16 protein-coding genes are annotated in these 21,930 nt (G+C 71.6%); 6 read left to right on the top strand and 10 right to left on the bottom strand.

Features of this window, described 5'->3' with window-relative positions:
• Positions 1–28 precede the first annotated feature (28 nt).
• Together COA07_RS11765 and COA07_RS11760 are read left to right on the top strand one after the other, a co-directional pair.
• Positions 29–1,576, top strand: coding sequence for a TadA family conjugal transfer-associated ATPase (locus COA07_RS11765; RefSeq protein WP_174525866.1), 1,548 nt, complete (start codon positions 29–31; stop codon positions 1,574–1,576).
• A gap of 411 nt (positions 1,577–1,987) precedes the next feature.
• Positions 1,988–3,169 (top strand): aspartyl protease family protein, encoded by a 1,182-nt coding sequence (locus COA07_RS11760; RefSeq protein ID WP_211280963.1) that lies wholly within the window; start codon positions 1,988–1,990, stop codon positions 3,167–3,169.
• 16 nt (positions 3,170–3,185) lie between these two features.
• Here COA07_RS11760 and COA07_RS11755 read toward each other — a convergent pair whose 3' ends face one another.
• From COA07_RS11755 to COA07_RS11725, 7 genes are all read right to left on the bottom strand, one after another.
• Positions 3,186–5,018 (bottom strand): methyl-accepting chemotaxis protein, encoded by a 1,833-nt coding sequence (locus COA07_RS11755; protein WP_245842138.1) that lies wholly within the window; start codon positions 5,016–5,018, stop codon positions 3,186–3,188.
• 100 nt (positions 5,019–5,118) lie between these two features.
• The gene (locus COA07_RS11750) at positions 5,119–5,976 is read right to left on the bottom strand and encodes an HpcH/HpaI aldolase/citrate lyase family protein (protein WP_096641039.1); all 858 of its coding nucleotides are present in this window, start codon (positions 5,974–5,976) and stop codon (positions 5,119–5,121) included.
• 41 nt (positions 5,977–6,017) lie between these two features.
• Positions 6,018–7,529 carry an acetyl-CoA acetyltransferase gene (locus COA07_RS11745; RefSeq protein WP_066712277.1) on the bottom strand — a complete coding sequence of 504 codons (1,512 nt, stop codon included), beginning with the start codon at positions 7,527–7,529 and terminating at the stop codon, positions 6,018–6,020.
• Positions 7,526–8,329: a crotonase/enoyl-CoA hydratase family protein gene (locus tag COA07_RS11740; RefSeq protein ID WP_066712280.1), complete on the bottom strand. Its 804-nt coding sequence runs from the start codon at positions 8,327–8,329 to the stop codon at positions 7,526–7,528. Before COA07_RS11740 ends, COA07_RS11745 begins: the two co-directional genes overlap by 4 nt.
• 26 nt (positions 8,330–8,355) lie before the next feature.
• Entirely contained in the window at positions 8,356–8,751 is a 396-nt protein-coding gene (locus COA07_RS11735) for a hypothetical protein (protein ID WP_066712282.1), read from the bottom strand.
• Entirely contained in the window at positions 8,748–9,776 is a 1,029-nt protein-coding gene (locus tag COA07_RS11730; protein WP_211280962.1) for a phosphotransferase family protein, read from the bottom strand. Before COA07_RS11730 ends, COA07_RS11735 begins: the two co-directional genes overlap by 4 nt.
• Positions 9,773–10,888: an Rv3169 family protein gene (locus COA07_RS11725; protein ID WP_066712286.1), complete on the bottom strand. Its 1,116-nt coding sequence runs from the start codon at positions 10,886–10,888 to the stop codon at positions 9,773–9,775. The genes COA07_RS11730 and COA07_RS11725 overlap by 4 nt, the downstream gene beginning before the upstream one ends.
• Positions 10,889–11,081: 193 nt before the next feature.
• Here COA07_RS11725 and COA07_RS11720 point away from each other — a divergent pair, with 193 nt between their 5' ends.
• The 3 genes from COA07_RS11720 (at position 11,082) to COA07_RS11710 (ending at position 15,568) form a co-directional block, all read left to right on the top strand.
• Positions 11,082–13,286 (top strand): transglycosylase domain-containing protein, encoded by a 2,205-nt coding sequence (locus tag COA07_RS11720; RefSeq protein ID WP_096641038.1) that lies wholly within the window; start codon positions 11,082–11,084, stop codon positions 13,284–13,286.
• A gap of 345 nt (positions 13,287–13,631) precedes the next feature.
• Positions 13,632–14,633 (top strand): threonine aldolase family protein, encoded by a 1,002-nt coding sequence (locus tag COA07_RS11715; RefSeq protein ID WP_066711719.1) that lies wholly within the window; start codon positions 13,632–13,634, stop codon positions 14,631–14,633.
• On the top strand, positions 14,630–15,568 hold the full coding sequence (locus COA07_RS11710; RefSeq protein WP_245842137.1) for a DMT family transporter: 939 nt from the start codon (positions 14,630–14,632) through the stop codon (positions 15,566–15,568). The genes COA07_RS11715 and COA07_RS11710 overlap by 4 nt, the downstream gene beginning before the upstream one ends.
• Here the strand turns inward: COA07_RS11710 and COA07_RS11705 are convergent.
• From COA07_RS11705 to COA07_RS11695, 3 genes are read right to left on the bottom strand one after another with little or no spacing between them, the layout of a single operon-like run.
• Positions 15,478–16,302 carry a Rossmann-fold NAD(P)-binding domain-containing protein gene (locus COA07_RS11705; RefSeq protein ID WP_066711723.1) on the bottom strand — a complete coding sequence of 275 codons (825 nt, stop codon included), beginning with the start codon at positions 16,300–16,302 and terminating at the stop codon, positions 15,478–15,480. The genes COA07_RS11710 and COA07_RS11705 overlap by 91 nt on opposite strands.
• Positions 16,299–17,576, bottom strand: coding sequence for a M48 family metallopeptidase (locus COA07_RS11700; protein WP_245842136.1), 1,278 nt, complete (start codon positions 17,574–17,576; stop codon positions 16,299–16,301). Before COA07_RS11700 ends, COA07_RS11705 begins: the two co-directional genes overlap by 4 nt.
• A gap of 9 nt (positions 17,577–17,585) precedes the next feature.
• On the bottom strand, positions 17,586–19,166 hold the full coding sequence (locus COA07_RS11695; RefSeq protein ID WP_245842135.1) for a M28 family peptidase: 1,581 nt from the start codon (positions 19,164–19,166) through the stop codon (positions 17,586–17,588).
• A 149-nt stretch (positions 19,167–19,315) separates the two neighbouring features.
• On the opposite strand from COA07_RS11695, the gene pepN reads away from it, so the two are divergent.
• The gene (gene pepN / locus COA07_RS11690; protein WP_066712473.1) at positions 19,316–21,922 is read left to right on the top strand and encodes an aminopeptidase N; all 2,607 of its coding nucleotides are present in this window, start codon (positions 19,316–19,318) and stop codon (positions 21,920–21,922) included.
• Positions 21,923–21,930: the final 8 nt, after the last annotated feature.

The raw sequence follows: 21,930 nt of genomic DNA, 5'->3' as shown, positions 1-21,930 counted from the left end.
GCTGGACCCAGGGGACGGAAACAGCACGATGAGCGCGTTCGGACGGCGCAACGGCGGCATGGCGACGGGCGGCACCCGCACCGGATTCGGGGTCGCGCGCCCGATGCAGGGCGGCCAGCGCGCCGACACCCCGCCCCCCGCGCCCGCCCCGTCGCTCGACCAGTTCCCGCCGCTCGATTCGCTCGCGCTGCGCCCGGACGAGGCGAACGTCGACATCAACAACACCACGCCGCAATCGCAGATCGACGCGATGCAGCGGCTGTCCGATCGCCAGAACGCCAGCGGCGAGGCCGGCAACAGCCGGGTCGAGGGGTTCGAGGCGTCGATCCACAAGATCAAGGAACAGGTGCTCCCGCGCCTGCTGGAGCGCGTCGACCCCGAGGCCGCCGCGACGCTGGGCAAGGACGAGCTGGCGGAGGAATTCCGCCCGATCATCGGCGAGGTGCTGGCCGAGCTCAAACTGACGCTCAACCGCCGCGAACAGTTCGCGCTGGAAAAGGTGCTGGTCGACGAGCTGCTCGGGCTGGGGCCGCTCGAGGAACTGCTCGCCGATCCCGACATCAGCGACATCATGGTCAACGGCCCCGAACAGACGTTCGTGGAGCGCAAGGGCAAGCTGGAACTGGCGCAGATCGCGTTCCGCGACGAAGAGCATCTGTTCCAGATCGCGCAGCGCATCTGCAACTCGGTCGGCCGCCGCGTCGACCAGACGACGCCGCTCGCCGACGCCCGGCTGAAGGACGGCAGCCGCGTCAACGTCATCGTGCCGCCGCTGTCGCTGCGCGGCACCGCCATCTCGATCCGCAAATTCTCGGCCAAGCCGATCACGCTCGACATGATGGCCGGGTTCGGCAGCATGTCGACCAAGATGGCCACCGCGCTGAAGATCGCGGGCGCGTGCCGGTTCAACGTCGTCATCTCGGGCGGCACCGGCTCGGGCAAGACGACGATGCTCAACGCGCTGTCGAAGATGATCGACCCGGGCGAGCGCGTGCTGACGATCGAGGACGCGGCCGAACTGCGTTTGCAGCAGCCGCACTGGCTGCCGCTGGAAACGCGCCCCGCCAACCTGGAGGGTCAGGGCGAGATCAGCATCCGCGACCTGGTGAAGAACGCGCTGCGTATGCGCCCGGACCGCATCATCCTGGGCGAAATCCGCGGCTCCGAATGTTTCGACATGCTGGCGGCGATGAACACCGGCCACGACGGGTCGATGTGTACGCTCCACTCCAACTCCCCGCGCGAGGCGCTGGCGCGTATGGAGAACATGGTGATGATGTCCGACATCAAGGTGCCGAAGGAAGCGATCAGCCGCCAGATCGCCGATTCGGTCGACATGATCATCCAGGTGAAGCGCCTGCGCGACGGCAGCCGCCGCGTCACCAACATCACCGAGGTGATCGGCATGGAAGGTCCGGTGATCGTCACGCAGGAACTGTTCAAGTTCGAATATCTGGACGAAAGCGCCGACGGGAAGATCATCGGCGAATATCGCTCGATGGGGCTGCGCCCGTACACGATCGACAAGGCCAAGCAGTTCGGCTTCGACCAGGCCTATCTGGAAGCCTGCCTGTAACGCCCGCCGCGCGAGGCCCCCGTCATGCCGGACCCGTTCCGGCATCCATGCTTCCGCAGACACTCCAGCGGTAATGGCGCCGTGCTCCCGCACAGGCAGGAGCCCAGGGCCGAGCAGAACAACGTCCCGGGATCGGCTTCCTGCCGCTTACGCCCGTCACCCCGGCGAAAGCCGGGATCCATGGTGCCACAAAAGCATCGGCTTGTGCGTGCGCGGCAACATGGATGCCGGAACAAGTCCGGCATGACGGGAGCGGCTTTCGCAGAGGTTCCGAGCAGGGCCGGGGTCCGCTGCGAACGTCGCGGTGCCTGCGAAACACGCCGGGTGCGTGTCGCCAACGCCGCCCCACGAGCGCCCCCGGCCCCATGACGACGGTTCAACCCGCGCGCAAATCCCTCTAAGCATCCCCGCGTGCCCGCCATCCTCCTGCCGCTGCTGCTCGCCGCCGCCGCCCCTCCCCCCGCACCGTCGCGCACGCCGGTCGATACGCTCGCGCCCGATGCGGAGGCGCGCTGGGTGCCGTTCGACCTGACGGCGGGCAACCAGATCCGCTTTGCGATGACGCTCGACGGGCGGCGCGTCACCGCGATCCTCGATACCGGGGTCAGCATGTCGGTGCTGTCGCGCGACCATGCCCGCGCCAGCGGCCTGCGCGTGACGGAGGAAGGGCGCGCCGACGTCATCGGCGGCACGCTGACGGTGGGCAGGACGCCGGTGACCACGCTGACGCTGGGCGGGCTGACGCGGCGCGGCGGCGCGTTGCTGATCGCGGACCTGCCCGCGACGGCGACCGGCGGCGGGCATGACGGCGCGGCGGCGGTCGACCTGCTGGTCGGGCGCGACCTCACCGCCGGCTACGCGCTCGACATCGACTATCAGGCGCGTCGCTTCCGCCTGCTGAAAAGCGGGCGGATGCCGTTCGCCGCGCCGTCCGCGCCGCTGTCGATCGCGCCAGACCGGCAGTTGTACGTCACCACCGCCGCGCTGGCGGGGCGCCCGCTGCGCCCGATGGTGGTCGATACCGGCGACGGTGCGGCGGTGACCGTCGCGGCCCCCGCCTGGGCGGCGGCGGGCGGCACGGCGGGGGCGACCACCACCATCTCCTACGGGCTTGCCGGCCCGGTGGTCAGCGACGTCGCGATCGTGCCGGTGCTGACGATCGGGCAGGTCGCCGCGCGCGACGTGGAGGTGCGGATCGAGGGCGCGGGCGGCTTTTCCGAAACGATCGGCACCGCCGGGCGGATCGGCTCGGGCTTCCTGCAACGCTATCGCGTGCTGCTCGATCCCGGCGCGGGCCACATGCTGCTGCGCGCCGAAGGCGCCGCGCGGGCGCCCGAACGATCGACCAGCGGGCTGCTGCTGGGGCTGGCGGGCGATCGGCTGAAGGTGCTCCACGTCATGCGCGGCGGCCCGGCGGCGGCGGCGGGCTGGCGGGAGGGCGACACGATCTGCGCGGTGGACGGCACCGCGGTCACCCCCGGCTATATCGGCACCCCGATGGCGCGCTGGCCCACCGGCACGCCCGGCCGCGTCGTGCAGCTGGCGATGTGCGACGGCACGAAGCGCACGCTGACGCTGCGACGCTTCTACTAGGGCCGCGCGCCCGGCCCTAGAACGCCGACCAGTCCGCGGCCAGTGCCGTATTGCCCGCCACCCGCACCGGCGCCCCGCCGGTCCGCCGCGCCGCCGGTGCGGCATGGCCGCCAAGCCGGTGCATGCTCGCCACCGCCGCCGCCGGCACGTCACCGGTCCGGAAACGTGCGATATGCCCGGTCAGCCGGTCCGCCTCGTCGGCCAGGCCGCGCGCGGCGGCCGTCGCCTCCTCGACCATCGCGGCATTCTGCTGGGTGACGCCGTCCAGCTCGGACATCGCGATATTGACCTGTTTCAGCCCGCCATACTGGTGTGTCGCGGCCGCCGCGATGTCGCCGACCAGCGCACTGACCTCGCCGATCCGCGCGACGATGCCGATCAGCGATTCGCCGGTCTCGCCGACCAGCCGCACGCCCGTCGCGACCTGCGCCGACGATGCGGTGATGCGGCCCTTGACGTCCTTGGCGGCGTCCGCCGATCGCTGCGCCAGCGCGCGCACCTCGCTCGCGACGACGGCGAAGCCCTTGCCCGCCTCCCCCGCACGCGCCGCCTCGACCCCCGCGTTCAGCGCCAGCAGATTGGTCTGGAACGCGATCCCGTCGATCACCGCGATGATGTCCGATATCTCGTTGGACGTCCGCTCGATCCCGCCCATCGCCTCCACCGCGTCGCGCACCACGGCGCCCGACCGTTCGGCCATCTCGCGCATCGTGCGTACCGCGGCATTGGCGCTGTCGGCACGCTCCGCCGTCTGGCGGACGGTCGCGGTGATCTCGTCCATCGCCGCTGCCGTCTGCTCCAGGCTGGCCGCCTGCTGTTCGGTCCGTTGCGACAGGTCGTCGGACGCCACCCGGATCTCGCCGGACCCTTCGTTCACGCGCGCGGCGGAGCGGCCCACCGCCGACAGCGCGGTCGCCAGTTGGGCGACCGCCTGGTCGTAGGAGGCGGCGACACCGCGATACTGTTCCGGCAGGGCATCGCCGATGCGATGCGTCAGCCTGCCCTCGCCCAGCTGGTCGAGCGCCTCGGCCAGCGTCGCCACCACGCGCTGCTGCTCGGCCGCGGTACGCCGCTGTTCCAGCGCGACGGTGCGGAACACCTCGGTCGCGGCCGCCATCGTGCCCACCTCGTCGCGCCGCCCCGCGCCCTTGACGGCCCGCTCCAGATCGCCGTCGGCCATCCGGCGCATCGTCTCCGCGGTGTCGCCCAGCGGGGTCAGCGCGCCGCGGAACAGCGCCGCGATCCCCGCGACCAGCAGCGCCATCAGGAACAGCGCGACCGCGCCCAGCACGATCATCGCGATACCGACGCGTTCGGCGCTGCGCGCGACCAGCGCCTTCTTGCGCTCCGCCGCTTGGCTGACCAGCCGGTCGATCGCGGCGCGATGCCGGTCGTAGCTGACGGTCAGGCGATCGTAGGTGGCACGCGCGCCCGCCATGTCCCCGCGGCGCACCGCCGGGAGGAACGCGGCGTGCAACTCGCGCCAGAAGGCGTCGGCGGGGCGCGCCGCGCTCTCGATCAGTGCGGATTTCAGGTCGGGGTCCAGCGACGACGCGCGCCAGTCGGCCATGCTGGCGCGATAGTCGCGCTCCAGGGCCGAAAGCCGGCGCAGGTGCGCGGCCTGCGACGACGGCTCGCCCAGCAGTCGCGACGCCTCCAGATACGGTTCGATGATATAGGCCGGCGGCGGCAGGATCGCGGCCTGCAGATCGTCGATCTGCTGTCCGGCGCTGTCGATCGGTCCGCCGACGCGGATCTCGCCGACCAGCATCGCGGTCGTTCCCGTACCCAGCAGGAGGGCGGTCGCCATGATCGCTGCACCGATCTGGCTGTTACGCTTGATAGTCATCCTGCTCCCTGGCGCATCTGATTTGTTTTGTAGACCTAAGTCTAAAAGGTTGATGCCAGCCTACCTTTGCGCGCCCCCCGCCCCGTCGCGCGCGAATCCGCTACCGCCTCGCCACCGCGTGCGCGATCGCCAGCGTCCGGCGCGCTTCCTCCAGGTGGAGCAGTTCCACCATCTTGCCCTCCACACGGATCGCGCCCCTGCCGGCATTGCCGGGCCGCGCGAACGCCGCCTCGATCGCCTGCGCCCATTCGACCTCGGCGGCGGACGGCGTGAAGACGCGGTTGGCCGCGGCGATCTGCGCCGGGTGGATCAGCGTCTTGCCGTCGAAGCCCCAGTCCAGCCCCTGGCGGCATTCGGCCTCCACCACCGCCTCGTCGTCCAGCACGTTGCACACGCCGTCCAGCGCGATCAGCCCCGCCATCCGCGCCGCCAGCACCACCTGCGTCAGCACCGGCAGCAGCGGCGCACGGGTGGCGCCGGGGCGGCAGCGCATTTCCTTGGCCAGATCGTTGGTGCCGACGACGAACGCCGCCAGCCCGGTCGCGCCCGCCGCATCGGCGATCGCGGGCAGGTCGACGATCGCGCGGCACGTCTCGATCATCGCCCACAGCGGGGGGCCGTCGCCCAGCGCGGCGCGCGCCTCGACCAGCGTCGCGGGGGCGGATACCTTGGGCAGCAGCACCGCCGCCGCCCCGCTGCCCGCCAGCGCGGCCAGATCGTCCGCGCCCCATGGCGTGTCGGGCGCATTGGCACGCACCACCAGTTCGCGGTGCCCGAACCCGCCACCGCGCACCGCCGCCACCGCGGCGTCGCGCGCCGCCGCCTTCTGGTCGGGCGCGACGGCATCCTCCAGGTCCAGGATCACGACATCGCAGTCCAGCGTGCGCGCCTTCTCGATCGCGCGTGCGTTGGACGCGGGCAGGTACAGCGCGCTGCGGCGCGGACGGATCGTCGTCATCGCGCGACCCTAGCCACCCCGCGCCGCCGTGGCGACCGGGTTCATCCGGTCGCCCGCGTCCACACCATCTCCTCGCCCTGCGCGACGATCTCGCCGACGCTGCCGACCGGCTCGGCGGCGCCGTCGGTCAGCCACGCGATCGTCGCGGCATCCTCGCCCGGCACCTTCGCCAGCGTGCGCTGCCCGGCGGGGGTACGCGCCACGATCACTCCCGCGCGCGGCGATCCGTCGCGCTTGTAGAACACGGTATAGGTTTCGACCGTGGCCTGCCCGACATAGTCCTTGACCAGCTCGGGCACCGGCCCGCGCGCGGCATCCGCCTCGGCCTGCACGTCGAAATCGTGCGCCGCGCCCGCGCCGGGCGGCGGATCGGTGGCCAGCACGATCGCGTGATTGTGCGTGGCATAGCCGCCGTTGGCGAACAGCAGCCCCTTGGCCCCTGCGCCGGCGCGCAGCGCGTCGACCATCTCGGCGACCGCATGGCTCATGTAGTTGCCGATCGGCCCGCCGCCGAACGTCAGCCCGCCGAACACCGTCGCCGGCCGCTCCACCGGCCAGCCGATCACCCGCCGCGCCATCTTGGGCACGCACGGGAAACACGAATACAGTTCGACCAGGTCCAGGTCGTCCACCGTCACCCCGTTCCATTCCAGCGTGCGCGTCAGGCACGTCGCCATGCTGGGCGACATGTCGTATCGGTCGCGCGCCAGGTAATCGTCGCTCTCATGCGCCGCCGCGCCGCGCCCGACATGGACGATCCGCGCCTCCGGCACGCCGCGCCGCCGCGCCTCGGCCCAGCTGGTGACGATGAAGCCGGCGCCCTGGTTGACGCTGGAATTGGCGACCATCAGCTTGGTGTAGGGAAAGGCGATCGGGCGGTTGTCCGCGGTGGGGGTCAGCACCTCCTCGGGGGTGCGCGGTGCGTGGATCCACGCCGCCGGGGTCTGCGCCGCGACCTGGCTGAACCGCGACCAGATCTCGCCCGACTCGCGCTGCCCCTCGGCCAGCGTCTGGCGATAGGCGGCGCGCCCGGCGTTCTCGTACAGCGGATAGACGTCGACCGGCATCGCCAGCCCGTACCGCTGGCGGTAACCGGGCGCCGCGCGCTTCGCCAGATTGGCCATCGGGTTCTGCTCGGCCACGCTGGTCTTCGCGGCCCGCGCGGCGCGCTGGCTGGCGGTGCGCAGAGCCTCCGCGCCGACCACGGCGGCCACCCGCACCTCGCCGCGCGCAATGCGGTTCGCCGCCTCGTTCAGCAGCAGGATCGGGCTGTCGCCGTTGGGGCCGACCGATTCGTACGCCGCCGCGCCGCCCGCGCCGATCGTCGCGGCGACCTTGTCCGCCAGCGGGTTCTGGTCGCGGAAGCTGATCTGCTGGACGACCCCCAGCGACGCGACATCGGCCAGCCAGCCGCCGCCCGCGTCGCGGTCCGCCGCCTCCAGCGCGGCGCGCATCAGCGCCACCGGCTCCATTCCCTGCGCCGGGTCGGCGGGGCGGTCGTTGACCTGCCCTACCCCCACGATCACGGCGACGCGTTCGGGATCGACGCTCATTTCGCCTTCCACACCGGCGCGCGCTTCTGCGCGAACGCCAGCGGGCCTTCGCGCGAATCCTCGCTGGTGAACACGATCGCGGTTTCGGCGCGGTTCTGCTTCCACGCCGCCGCCTCGTGCGGGACGGCGCCTTCGACGATCCCCTGCGCCATCCGCTTGGATGCCTGCACCGACAGCGGCGCATTGGCGACGATCTTCTCCGCCAGCGCCAGCGCGGCGTCGACGACCTGCCCGGCGGGGGCCAGCGCATTGACCAGCCCCAGCTCCAGCGCGCGCTGCGCAGAGATCGGCTCGCCGGTCAGGATCATCTCCATCGCGATCTTGCGCGGCAGCTGGTCGGGCAGGCGGAACACCCCGCCGGCCGCCGCGAACAGCCCGCGCTTGGGCTCCGGCAGGCCGAACTGCGCGGTATCGACCGCCACCGCCAGATCGCACGCCAGCGTGATCTCCAGCCCGCCGCCCAGCGCATGGCCGTTCACCGCCGCGATCACCGGGGTCGAAACGGCGTGGCTGACCAGCCCGGCGAAGCCCCAGGCCTGCTTGGCGCGGTCGTCGGGCGCCAGGCTTTCGCCGCGCGACAGCGCGACCAGATCGGCACCGGCGCAGAACGACTTGTCGCCCGCCCCGGTGACGATCACGCACCGCACCTCCGGGTCGGCATCCGCCGCCGCCAGCGCATCGCCCACGCCTTCGTGGACGAAGCGGTTGACGGCATTGCGCGCCTCGGGCCGGTTGATCGTGACGATCATCACATGCCCGCGCCGCTCCACCAGCACAGCGTCGTTACCCAATTGCGTCATCTCGGTCGTCTCCCTTGCCCGTCCCGTCATCCCGGCCACACCAGCCCGCGGCGCGCCGTGCTCTCGCGATAGAAGGCGCAGATCGCGGCATCGCGCGCCGCATCGCGGCGCGCCTCCACCGCGGCATGATGCGCCTCCAGCGCGGCGGACAGCATGTTCCACGCCGCGTCCAGCGCCTCCAGCGTGAACCCCTCGGCCACCTCCGGCATCGCCGCGCCGCCGTCGGCCAGCAACGCGCGCATCTCCGCAATGTCCGCGATCCGCCACGCCGCCGCCTGCCCGGCCTCCTGCGCGGCCAGCATCGCCAGCAGCCCCGCCACGGTCAGCATCGCCCCGCCAAAGGCCTGGGTCGCGCCCAGCGCCTCGCCCGTGCCCAGCGCGACCATGCCCGTGCCGGTCAGCACCTCGCCGATGTCGCTCATGCCCCGCCCCCCGCTGTCAGCGTCTCCAGCTGCGCGGCGATGATCGCATCCTGCCGCCGCGGCAGGTACCAGCCCGAGAACGCCAGCACCGGATCGGTGCGCCCGCCGTCGATGAATTCGCGGTACGCCGACGTCCAGATCGCGCGGCCCTTCACCGAATTGAACAGCGCCCACCACCGCATCGCCGCCGGGTCGACGTCCAGCCCGCTGTGCGCGCGCCACACCGCCAGCGCCTCGTCGCGCGGCAGCATCCCGCACGCGCTGCCCGGCTCGAAATGATCCCAGATCGGGTCCAGCGCCCAGCCCAGATCCTCCAGCGGATCGCCCAGATGCGCCATTTCCCAGTCGAACATCGCCAGCATCCGGCCCGCGCCGTCGTGCATCATGTTGCCCGACCGATAATCGCCATGGACGATCGCGATCCGCTGCGCCGGCGGCGGCGGGTTCGCGCGCAGCCGGCGGATCGCGGCGCGCACCACCGGGATCGGCGCGGTCGCATCCTCGTCGATCACCCGTTCCCATTCGTCCAGCGCGACGCGCCAGCAGTCGCCCGGCGCGGGCGCGGCGACATGCGCGGCCAGCGGCGTCCCCGCCGGCTCCGCCGCCGCCAGCCGACCCAGCGCACCGAAGAACGCCTGCCCCAGCGCGGCGGCATGATCGCCGAACGGCGCGGTGACGAACGGCGAGCACACCTCGCCCCCGTCGATCCGCTCCATCACGAAGAACGGCCGCTCCAGCTCCGCACCGTCCCGCTCCAGCGCCACCGCGCCCGGCACCGGGACGATCCCCGCCGCGCTCTGATAGGCGCGATATTCGGTCTCGCTCTCAGTATCGATCAGGCTGCCGCCCGGATCGCGGCGCAGCACCAGCGCGCGCCGCTCGCCGCCGACCAGCGCATCGAACCGCCACGTCTCGCGGCTCGCCCCGCCGGGAATGCGCGCCAGCCCCTCGATCGCGACAGGCTCATCCCACAGCCGCGTCAGATACGCCGCGACCTGATGGTCGTGCAACGCGGTGCCGGTCACGACGCCGGGTCCATCACGTCGCGGAACCCCGATGGCGCGTGCGGGCCGATCACCAGCTGCTCCAGCACCCCCTTGCCGCGCCGCACCGTCCCGTCGGGGCCGGTCATCGTCACCCCCACGCTGGCCTGGACGTGCAAATGGTGCGGCTGCATCGGGTCGCATTCCTCGGGCACGAAATCCTCGCGCTCGACGGTCAGCGCCTCGCCATGACTCAGCCCGTGCGCCCATGTCGGGTGGCCATAGCCCAGCCCCTTCATCATGAACGTGCGCCCGATCGCAAAGTCGACGCGCGTCTCGCCCTCGGCATCGTGCAGCGTGATGCCCGCCGCCTCCGCCCGCCGCGTGCCGGTGCGCCAGCGCACCGTGCAGTCGGCATCGTCGTAATGATGCTCGTCCGCCGCGCCGCCGCCTTCCGGCCGCCATGTCGCGCGCCGGTTCCAAAAGCGGCCGTGCGCATCGTCATTGGTGTGGAAATACAGGTCGCCGCCCTCGATCACGCACGGGCTCCACAACCAGTAGAATTGCGGCGCGATCGGCGGGCTGGGCGGCTGCGCGTCGGGCGCGCCGATCGGGCGCACGCCCCAGCTGCGGTCGCGCGTGCCGACCCAGCCGGTGACGTCGGTGCGCACCCCGTCCACCTCGACCCACCCGGCATAGCGCCCGTTCTGCGTCAGCCGCGTCACGTCCATCAGCACGCGCGGCCCGTTGCGGCGGGTGAAGCGCGGCTCCTCCAGCGGAAAGGCGCGGCCGGTGAAGGTGATGTCGGCGCGAACGCCCTCGTCGGGCGCGTCCACCGTCACGCGCAGGATGCGCAGCGGCTCGACCACCTCGATCGCGATCGGGCCGACGCGCGTGTCCATCCGCTCCATCCCCAGCCCGCGACTGGCGTGCAGGTTGACCTGCCGCCCCCCGATCAGCCAGCAGAAGCTGGCGTCGATGACGTTGATGTGCGGATAGACGCCCAGCGCGGCCGCGAAGAAGCCGTCGTCCTCGACCCCCGGGGCATAGCCGTTGAAGTAATAGCGGTCGTAGAAATTGCGGTCGGTCCCGGCATAGGCCACCGGGTCCGGCGTCTGGTGGATCGGGTAGTCGTCACCCTTGGTCAGGACCATCGCTCGCTCTCCCGCATGCGGATCGCTGCCCGCCTGTCGTTGGCCCGTGGGTGGACCAGCCGCGCGCCCCGTGTCAACGACAAGATAACAAGAGTTACGGCGAGGCGCTTTCGTGGCGCGGCGTCCGCCGCTATCCTTTGCGAGGGCGCCGGCTTGCGGCGACTGTCATATCAACGTAAGACACCAACTGACCATGCGCCCCGACCCCTACGAACCCGGCCGCGTCCGCTACCATCACGCCCGCGCCGATGCGGCCGATCCCGCCCCGTCGCCCGGTTCGCCGCCCCCGCCGCCTGCGCTTCCGCCAGCTGCCCCGGCAGCGCCGCTGCCCTCGTTCGACGCGTGGCACGGCGGCGGCGGATATGGCGGCGACGGCGGCGGCAACGGCGGCGGCTGGGACGGCGCGCCACCCCCGCTCCCGCCGCGCCGCCGCCGCTTCGCCGGCGCGGGCAAGTGGATCGTGCGCGGCGCGGCGGCGGGGATCGTGCTGTTCGTCCTGGCGGTGATCTGGCTGGCGGTGACGGCGCCGCTGTCGCGCTCGCTCAAGCCGCCCACCCCGCCCTCGATCACGCTGACCGCGGCGGACGGCACGCCGATCGCGCGGCGCGGCGCGATCATCGGCACCCCCGTCGATGCCGCGAAGCTACCCGCGCACGTGCGCGAGGCGTTCGTCGCGATCGAGGACCGCCGCTTCTATTCGCACTGGGGCATCGACCCGCGCGGCATCGCGCGCGCCGCCTTCGCCAATCTCGGCTCGGGCGGGGTCCGCCAGGGCGGCAGCACGATCACGCAGCAGCTGGCGAAGAACGCCTTCCTCGATTCGGATCGCACCGCCGCGCGCAAATTGCGCGAGGTGATGATCGCCTTCTGGCTGGAAGCGTGGCTGACCAAGGACGAGATCCTGTCGCGCTACCTGTCGAACGTCTATTTCGGCGACAACGTCTACGGCATCACCGCCGCGGCGAAGCATTATTTCGGGCGCACGCCCGACCGGCTCAACGTCGGCCAGGCGGCGATGCTGGCGGGGCTGGTGAAGGCGCCGTCGCGCCTTGCCCCCACCGGCAACCTGAAGGGCGCGCGCGCCCGCCAGGCGGTGGTGGTCGGCGCGATGGTCGACGCCGGCTTCCTGACCCGGCGCGAAGCGGATGCGGTGCAGCCGCAGCGCGTGCTCGCCGACCGGCCCGAAACCCTGCCGACCGGCACCTATTTCGCCGACTGGGTGCTGCCCTCCGCGCGCGAGGTGGCGGGCGATGCCGGCACCGACGCGACGGTGCGCACCACGCTCGACCCGAAGCTGCAACGCACCGCCGAACGCGTCGTGCGCCAGGCGTCGCTGCGCCGGATGCAGGCCGCGCTGGTCGCGATGAAGCCCGATGGCGAGGTGGTGGCGATGGTCGGCGGGCGCGATTACCGCGCCAGCCCGTTCAACCGCGCGGTGCAGGCCAAGCGCCAGCCGGGATCGACGTTCAAGCTGTTCGTCTATCTCGCCGCGATGCGCGCCGGGCTGGCGCCCGATACCGTGCGCGACGATTCGCCGGTGGAGATCGCCGGCTGGAAACCGCGCAACGACGATGGCCGCTATCTGGGGCCGATCACGCTCCAGCGCGCCTTCGCCCGCTCCTCCAACGTCGTCGCCGCGCGGCTGACGCAGGAAGTCGGCGTGCGCAACGTCATCAAGGCCGCGCGCGACCTGGGCATCACCACGCCGATCGCCAACGAGGCGACGATCGGGCTGGGCACGTCGGAGGTGTCGCTGCTGGAACTGACCGCCGCCTATGCCGCGATCGCCGGGGGCCGCTATCCGGTGGTGCCGCGCGGGGTGGAGGGCAACCGCAACGCCAGCTGGTACGAAGCGATCGCGGGCCGCGACACCGCGATGCCCGGCAAGATCCGCGACGAGATGCGCACCCTGCTCGGCTCCTCGATCCGCGGCACCGGGCGCGACGCCAACCTGCCGGTGCAGGCCTTCGGCAAGACCGGCACCAGCCAGAGCGGGCGCGACGCGTGGTTCATCGGCTTCGCGAACGATCTGGTGGTCGGCGTATGGGTCGGCAACGACGACAATTCGCCCAATCCCGGCCTGCACGGCGGCGGCATCCCTGCGCAGATCTGGCGCCAGTTCATGATGTCCGCGCTCGACATCCCGATCGTCGTCGACCCGGTGGTCGAGGAGGAGGAGCCGGCATACATGAACGGCACGGACGAGGAAGCGGGCGATCCGGTCGGCGACCTGATCGAGCAGACCCGGCCCGCGATCGGCGACGCCTACGACCGGCTGCGCGACATGGGCGTCGACCTGCCACCCCCGCCCGAACCGCTGCGCACCCCCCGCGACCGCACGCCTGCCGATCGCGATCGCCCACCCCCGCCGCCGCCCGACGAATTCTGGGGCGGCTGACGGCGCCGCGCCCGGCTTGTCGCGCCGAACCGTTATTCAGCACGTATCAATACCTTCTTCGTCATGCCGGACTTGTTCCGGCATCCATGGTTCCACGAACGCACCAGCCGCTGCTTGTGCGGCACCATGGACCCCGGCGTGCGCCGGGGTGACGTGGGGAGGAGGCCGGAAGTCCGACGGTTCGCAGATGTCCTGACGTGGTCCGTGATTCATCGCGCCGTAAGACAACCCCCTGTGACGGTGTGCGACCCCGTGGATGCCGGGACACGCCACGGCCCACCGCCACGCCCCCCCATTCCGGTCAGCCATATTGACCCGCCGCGCGCGCTGACCGACAGCGGCGCCATGCGTTTCTTTTCCGACAATGCCGCCCCGGTCCACCCCGCCGTCCTCAGCGCCATCGCCGCGGCGGACGATCTCGACACCGCCTATGACGGCGATCGCTGGTCGAAACAGCTCGACGCGCGCTTCTCCGCGCTGTTCGATACCGAGGTGCGCGCCTTGTGGGTGCCCACCGGCACCGCCGCCAATTGCCTGGCGCTCGCCGCCCTGTGCCCGCCGCACGGCGCGGTCGTGTGCCACCGCGACGCGCATATCCAGAACGACGAATGCGGCGCGCCCGAATTCTACACCCATGGCGCCAAGCTGATGCTGGCCGACGGCGACGGCGCGAAGCTGACGCCCGACACCGCCGGCGCGGTGCTGTCGCTGGCGCGCTACGACGTCCATCAACAGCGCCCGCACGCGCTGTCGATCACCAACGCCACCGAATATGGCCGCGTCTACACCGCTGCCGAAACCGCCGCGCTGGGCGCGCTGGCGAAGGAGCGCGGGCTGGGCTTCCACGTCGACGGCGCGCGCTTCGCCAATGCGGTGGTGGCGACCGGCGCGCACCCCGCGGACCTGACGTGGCGCGCGGGCGTCGACGCGCTCAGCTTCGGCTTCGTAAAGAACGGCGGCATGAATGCCGAGGCGCTGGTGTTCTTCGACCCCGCGCTGGCGGAAGCGACGCTGTTCCGCCGCAAGCGCGCCGGGCACCTGCTGTCCAAGGGCCGCTATCTGGCGGCGCAGCTGCTGGCGATGCTCGACGGCGATCTGTGGCTGGACTGCGCGCGCGCCAGCAATGCCGGCGCCGCGCTGCTCGCCGCCGCCGCTGGCGACCGGCTGATCCACCCCGTGGAGGCCAACGAGGTGTTCCTGCGCGTCACCCCGGACGAGGCGGCGGCGCTGCGCGCGCAGGGCTTCGACTTCTACGACTGGGGTCCGGGCGAGGCGCGGCTGGTGGTCAGCTGGAACCAGCGCGAGGACGCGCTGCGCCCGCTGGCCGACGCGATCGCCGCGCTGTGAACGAGGCACCGGGCGCCCTGATCGGTCAACGCCGCCCCAACAGCACGCGCGCCGCGGTGCTGGTGCCGTTCGCGATCGTCACGCTGATCTGGGGATCGACGTGGATCGTCATCCGCGACCAGCTCGGCACCGTGCCGCCCAGCTGGTCGGTCACCTATCGCTTCCTGGTGGCGGGCGTGGTGTTGCAGGCGGTGGCGATGGCGCGGCGCGAGGCGGTGACCCGCGACGCCGGCTTCTGGCGCTTCGCCGCGACGCTCGGGCTGCTGCAGTTCGTGCTCAACTTCAACTTCGTCTATCGCGCCGAACAGCATATCACTTCCGGGCTGGTCGCGGTGACGTTCGCGCTGCTGCTGGTGCCCAATGCGCTGTTCGCGCGGCTGTTCCTGGGCCAGCGGCTGGGGCGGCAGCTGCTGGTCGGCAGCGCGGTGGCGATGGCCGGCGTCGCGCTGCTGTTCGTGCAGGAGGCGCGCAGCGATCCCAACGGCCCCGGCCAGTCGCTGCTGGGCATCGGGCTGACGCTGTGCGCGATCCTGTCGGCCTCCACCGCCAATGTGATGCAGGCGACGCGCGCCGCCGCGCGCTATCCGATGGTGCCGACGCTGGCGGCGGCGATGCTAATCGGCGCGGGGCTGGACGCGGCTTGGGCATGGATCACCACCGGCCCGCCGGTGTTCGACACGCGCCCGTCCTATATCGCCGGGGTGCTGTACCTGGGGGTCGTCGCCTCCAGCCTCGCCTTCACGCTCTATTTCCGCATCATCCGCACGATCGGCCCGGCGAAGGCGGCGTACAACAGCGTCATCGTGCCCGTCATCGCGATGCTGCTGTCGACGCTGTTCGAGGGCTATCGCTGGTCGCCGCTGGCCGTCGCCGGGGGCGTGCTGGCGGGCATCGGGCTGGTGGTGGCGCTCAGCGCACGCAGGCCGGCGCGGTAATCGGGGTATAGCGGGCGCCAGCCCAGCACGCGCCGCGCCCGGCCATTGGCGACGCGGCGGTTTTCCAGGTGGAAGGCGCGCGCCGCGGGGCTGAGGTCCGACAGCGGCACCACCCGCGGCGCGGGCAGCCCCAGCAGCTGCGCCGCGAACGCCAGCACGTCGTCCTGCGGCGCCGGTTCGTCGTCGGCCAGGTTATAGACCCCCGGCGGTGCGGCGAACCCCGCCACCACGCCGGCGGCGATGTCCGCCACATGCACGCGGCTGAACACCTGCCCGGCCACCCCGGTGCGCTGCGCGGTCCCTGCCGCCACCCGCTCCAGCGCCGACCGCCCCGGCCCGTAGATGCCCGGCAGGCGGAACACCCGCGCCCCCAGCGCGCGCCATGCCGCATCCGCCGCATTGCGGTTCGCGCGCCGCCCGCGATCGGCCGGCGCGTCTTCATCCACCCACGCGCCGCCGGTATCGCCATAGACGCCGGTGGACGACAGATAGCCCAGCCATTTCCCCGACAGCGTATCGCCGTACCGGGCCAGCACCGGGTCGGCGTCGCCCTCCGGCGGCACCGACGACAGCACATGCGTCGCCGCCGCCACCCCCGCGCGCACCGCCGCCTCGTCGTCGAAGCGGATCGTGCCGTCGCGCCCGTCGCGCGTCGTCGCCATTACCGCCCCGCCCGCCGCCGCCGCAATCGCGCGCGCGGCATAGCCCAGGCCGAACACGAACAGCCGCGTCATCGCGCGCCGTCGCCCGCCGCCGGCTTCGCGGGCCGCACGATCGTCGCGCCCGGCACGTGATCCTTCTTCCACTGCATCGCCATGCGGATGCGCGTCGCGCCCGATGGATGGTCGAAGAACAGCGCCTCCTCGACCGGCGACGGCTCCAGCTTGCGATACTCGCTCAGCCGGATCGCGGTCATCGCGAACGCATCGGGTTGCCGCGCGGCGTCCAGCCCGAACGCATCCGCCGCGCTTTCGTTGTGGCGGATGATCGTGTTCTTGACCGGCTCCATCACCAGCGCGCCGACCGCGATCAGCCCCAGCAGCACCGGCGTCGCCGCCGGATCGGCCAGGTCGCGCACCCCCCAGCGCGGGTTGCGCCGGATCAGCCACGGCCCGATCCGCGACGCGGCGAAGAGAAGCGCTGCGACCACCGCGGCGAATTCCGCCACCAGCCACCAGATATGGTGGAGCACGTAATGCCCCATCTCATGCCCCATCACCGCCACCACCTCGTCCGGGGTGGTGCGGTTCAGCAGATTGTCGTTCAGCGTGATGCGGATCGTCGGCCCCAGGCCGGAGACATTGGCCGAAATCCGCTTGGTCTGCCGCGATGCGTCGGACACGTAGATATGGTCCGCCGGTATCCCCTGCGCGCGCGCCACCGCGACGATCCGGTCGCGCAGCGGCCCGGCCGGCAATTCGCTATAGGTGTTGAACAGCGGCGCGATGAACACCGGCGTCACCGCCACGGCGACCAGCATCGCCGCCACCGTGCCCAGCGTGCCCCATATCCACCACATCCGCGCGAACCGGCGCAGCGCCGCGAACAGCGCGACGAACACGATCGCGTTGATGATCAGCCCGATCGCCAGCAACATCGCCGCATCGCCGGCCCAGGCCGCGAACGTCTGGTTCGACAGGCCGTACTGATGCTCGCGCACGAAATCGGTGTAGATCGACCACGGCAGCAGCATCGCGCTGGTGACGAGTCCGAACGGCAGTGCATACCACGCCGGCACCAGCCAGCGCCGCCGGGTGCGCCGTTCGGCCCAGTCGCGCCAGCGCGCCGACCAGCCGGTCGCCAGGACGATGCCATACACCAGCACCGCGACCAGCGCGTTCCACCCGATCAGCCAGTATCCGCCCTCGAAATAGGCATCCGACGCCGCGCGCGCCGGGCCTGACAGCAGGTCCAGATACGCCCGGCTCGCCGCCGCCACGTCGAAACCGGGGTTCATCCCCTGCGCCGCGGCGGCCGCTCCGGCCGCCAGCATCCATTCCCCCGCCATCGCTTACCCCTACGGCGCCATCGGCCCCTTGTAGAGGGTGCCGAAATAATCGCCCTTGTTCCACACCGGGCGCTGCGGCGCATCCGCGATCTCGCGCGCGATGCGGTAATTGGCGTCCAGGAACCTGACGCCCTCGCCCCACAGGAACGGCTGGTTCAGGTCGTCGCACGGCCGGTGGTAGCAATTGTTCATGAACGTATCGAACGCCGCGCGCCCCGGCCCCTTCAGCCCCGGCCACAGGAACACCGACGGCACGCCCTTGCGCACGAAATTGTAATGGTCGGACCGCACGAAGATCGACATCTCCGGGATCGGATCGGGTGACAGCGCGACGCCCAGCGCGCCCGTGGCGCGCGCGATGATCGGCCCCAGCGTCGACCGGTCGCCGCCGAACGCCACCATATCCTCGAACCGGTACGTCAGGATCGGCATGTCCAGGTTCACGTCGGCGACGATCCGGTCGATCGGCACCGGCGGGTGGTTGACGAAATAGTCGCTGCCCACCAGCCCCTTTTCCTCCGCGGTCACCGCCAGGAACAGGATGCTGCGCCTGGGCGCGGTGCCCGCCGCCTTGAACCGGCGCGCTTCCTCGATCAGCGTGGCAATCCCCACCGCATCGTCCATCGCCCCGTTATAGATGGCATCGCCGTTCACCGGCTTGCCGACTCCGACATGGTCCAGATGCGCGGACAGCACCACCATCTCGCCCGCCAGCGCCGGGTCGCTGCCGGGCAGCATGCCCACGACGTTGCTGCTGGGCATCGCGCGGAACGTCGTGGCGCTCGTCACGGTCAGCGGCGCGACCGATACCGCGGGCACGCGGCGCAGCGTCTTGCGCGCCGCCGCCTTGACGATCGCTGGCCACGCCTTCCCGAACAGCTTCGCCCCGCCCGCGGGCGACAGCGTGGCGAGCAGCGGGGTGGCGGGCGTCGCGCTGTTGCCGACCCCGGCGGGGGTGGCCCAGGTCACGCGCTCGCTGCCCTGCGCGGTGACCGCGCCGGCGAAGGCGGGCGATCCGCGCCCGGCGGTGCGCAGGTCGGCCAGCGCGATCGCGCCCACCGCGCCATGCGCCGCCGCGGCGCGCAGCCGCTCCTGCGGCCCGCCCATCGTCGCGGCCACCTCGCTCGGCAGACCGGCGGGCGCCCCGCCGACGTACGCGACGATCTTGCCGCGCACGTCCACGCCGGCATAATCGTCCAGCCCGAACGCCGGCGCCTCCAGCCCGTGGCCGACGAACACCACCGGCGCGCTGACCGCGGTCGCCCTGGCGGCGGGGTTGGCGGCGATCGCGATATCCTTGCCCGGCTCCAGCGCCGCCCCGTCCGCCAGCGCGGCGCGCGCGCCGTCGGCCAGCTTGTACGCGACCAGCGGCACGGGTTGCAGATAGCTGCCGTTCGCGCCCATGGGGGTCAGCCCGGCGGCCTGGAACTGCGCCGCGACATAGGCGGCGGCGATGTCATACTCCCCGCTGCCCGCATCGCGCCCCTTCATCGCATCGGACGCCAGGAACATCACATGCGACTTCAGCGCCGCTTCCTCGGGCGACAGCGGCGCGGCGCCCTGGGCGGACGCGATGGCGGACAGCGGCAACAGGGCAAGCGCAAGCGATCGGGCGATACGGGACAAGATACGGGACTTTCTGAACAATGGCGGAGCGACCGTCACCGATGATACGATCCTGAAGCGGCGAGGCAAGCTTTGCGATGGAACCATCGGCCGCGCCGGCTATAGTCCCGGTCATGGCCGACACCCGCGCAACCGCCGCCGCCCCCGCCACGCCCGTGGTGACACGGCGCAGCGACTATGCCCCACCCGCCTGGCAGGTGCCGCAGGTCGCGCTCGACGTCGCGCTCGATCCGCTCGCCACGCGCGTCCGCGCCCGGCTGGAGGTGGTGCGCAGCGGCGCGCACGACGAACCGCTGCGGCTCGACGGCGCGGGGCAGGTGCCGCTGGCGGTGCGGGTCGACGGCATCGCGGTCGACGACTGGCGGATCGTCGGCGGACAGCTGGTGCTCGCGCTGCCGGGCGAAGCGCACGTGATCGAAACCGAGGTGGAGATCGCGCCCGATCGAAACACCCAGCTGATGGGCCTCTACGCCTCGGGCGGGATCCTGTGCACGCAATGCGAGGCGGAGGGGTTCCGCCGCATCACCTGGTTCCCCGATCGCCCCGACGTCCTGTCCACCTATCGCGTACGGATGACCGCGGACAAGGCGCGCTTCCCGGTGCTGCTCGCCAATGGCGATCCGGTCGCGGCCGGCGACAACGCCGACGGCACGCACTGGGCCGAATGGCACGATCCCTATCCCAAGCCGTCGTACCTGTTCGCGCTGGTGGCGGGCAACCTGGCGGTCAATCGCGGCACCTTCACCACCCGCTCGGGCCGCGTCGTCGACCTCGGCATCTGGGTGCGCGCGGCCGATCTGGCGCGCACCGGCCACGCGCTCCACGCGCTCCAGCTGGCGATGGCCTGGGACGAACGCGTCTATGGCCGCGAATACGACCTCGACGTGTTCAACATCGTCGCGGTCGACGATTTCAACTTCGGCGCGATGGAGAACAAGGGGCTGAACATCTTCAACAGCCGCTACATCCTCGCCGACCCGGATACCGCCACCGACTGGGATTATGACGCGATCGCCGCGGTGGTGGCGCACGAATATTTCCACAACTGGTCGGGCAACCGCATCACCTGCCGCGACTGGTTCCAGCTGAGCCTGAAGGAAGGGTTCACCGTCTATCGCGATCAGGGCTTCTCCGCCGATCAGGGATCGGCCGCGGTCAAGCGGATCGAGGATGTGCGCGGGCTGCGCGCCGCGCAATTCCCGGAGGATGCCGGCCCGCTGGCGCATCCGGTCCGCCCGGAAAGCTATATCGAGATCGGCAATTTCTACACCGCGACCATCTACAACAAGGGTGCGGAGCTGATCCGCATGATGGCCACCATCCTCGGCCCCGAACGCTTCCGCGCCGCCACCGACCTCTATTTCGACCGATTCGACGGCACCGCCGCCACCTGCGAGGATTTCGTGGCCTGCATGGAGGAGGCGGGCGGCGTCGACCTCACGCGCTTCCGCCTGTGGTACAGCCAGGCCGGCACCCCGCGCGTGTCCGCCACGCTCGATCACCAGCCCGGCAGCGGCCGCGCGACGCTCCATCTGGCGCAGAAGGTGCCCGACACCCCCGGCCAGACGCACAAGCAGCCGCAGGTGCTGCCGCTGCGGCTGCGGCTGTTCGGTGCCGAAACCGGCCGCCCGCTCGGCGACGAACGGCTCGTCATCCTGTCCGACACCGCCGCCAGCATTACCTTCGAAACAGTCACCGAACGCCCGGTCGTCTCGCTCAACCGCGGCTTTTCCGCGCCGGTGGTCATCGACAGCGACCGGTCGGCGGCCGACCTCGCCTTCCTCGCGCGGCACGACGACGATCCCTTCGCGCGGTACGAGGCGATGCAGCAGCTGATGCTCGACACGCTCGTCGCCGCGACCGTGGAGGGGGAGGCGGATCACGCCGCGGTGATCGCCGCGGTCGCCGACACGCTCGACGATCCGACGCTCGACCGCGCGTTCGTCGCGGAGGCGGTGCTGCTGCCCGCCGAAAGCTTCATCGGCGACCAATTGTCCACCGTCGATCCCGAAGCGATCTTCCAGGCGCGCGAGGCGCTGCGCCGCGATCTGGGCCGCGCGCTCGACGCGCGCTGGCGCGCCGCCTGCGACCCCGCGCTGCGCCGCCCGTTCGCCTATACGCCCGAAGACAAGGGCATCCGCCGCCTGCGCAACGTCGCGCTCGGCTATGTCGCCGCATCCGGCGCGGCCGATGCCCCCGCGCTCGCCTATGCGCAGTTCGAGGCGGCGGACAACATGACCGACCGCCACGGCGCGCTGACCACCCTGGTCGGGGGCCGCTCGGCGCAGCGCGACGCCGCGCTCGACGTCTTCTACCATCGCTATGCCGGCAATGCGCTGGTGCTCGACAAATGGTTCCAGACGCAGGCGCTGTCCCCGCTGGAGGATACGCCCGCGCTGGTCGCCGAACTGGCGCAGCATCCCGATTTCACGCTCGCCAACCCCAATCGCGCGCGCGCGCTGATCGGCGCGTTCGGCGCCAACCAGCGTGCCTTCCATGCCGATGGCGGCGACGGCTATCGCTGGCTGGCCGACCAGCTGCTCGCGCTCGACGCGCTCAACCCGCAGACCGCGGCGAAGCTGCTGCCCCCGCTCGGCCGCTGGCGCCGTTTCGATCCGGTGCGCGCCGACCGGATGCGCGCCGAACTGGCGCGGATCGTCGCCACGCCGGACATCTCGAAGGATCTGTTCGAACAGGCCTCGAAAAGCCTGGAGGGATGACGGGAACC

The sequence above is a fragment of the Sphingomonas adhaesiva genome, assembly GCF_002374855.1.
Classification (GTDB): domain Bacteria; phylum Pseudomonadota; class Alphaproteobacteria; order Sphingomonadales; family Sphingomonadaceae; genus Sphingomonas; species Sphingomonas adhaesiva.
This window is presented reverse-complemented; position numbering and strand designations above follow the sequence as displayed.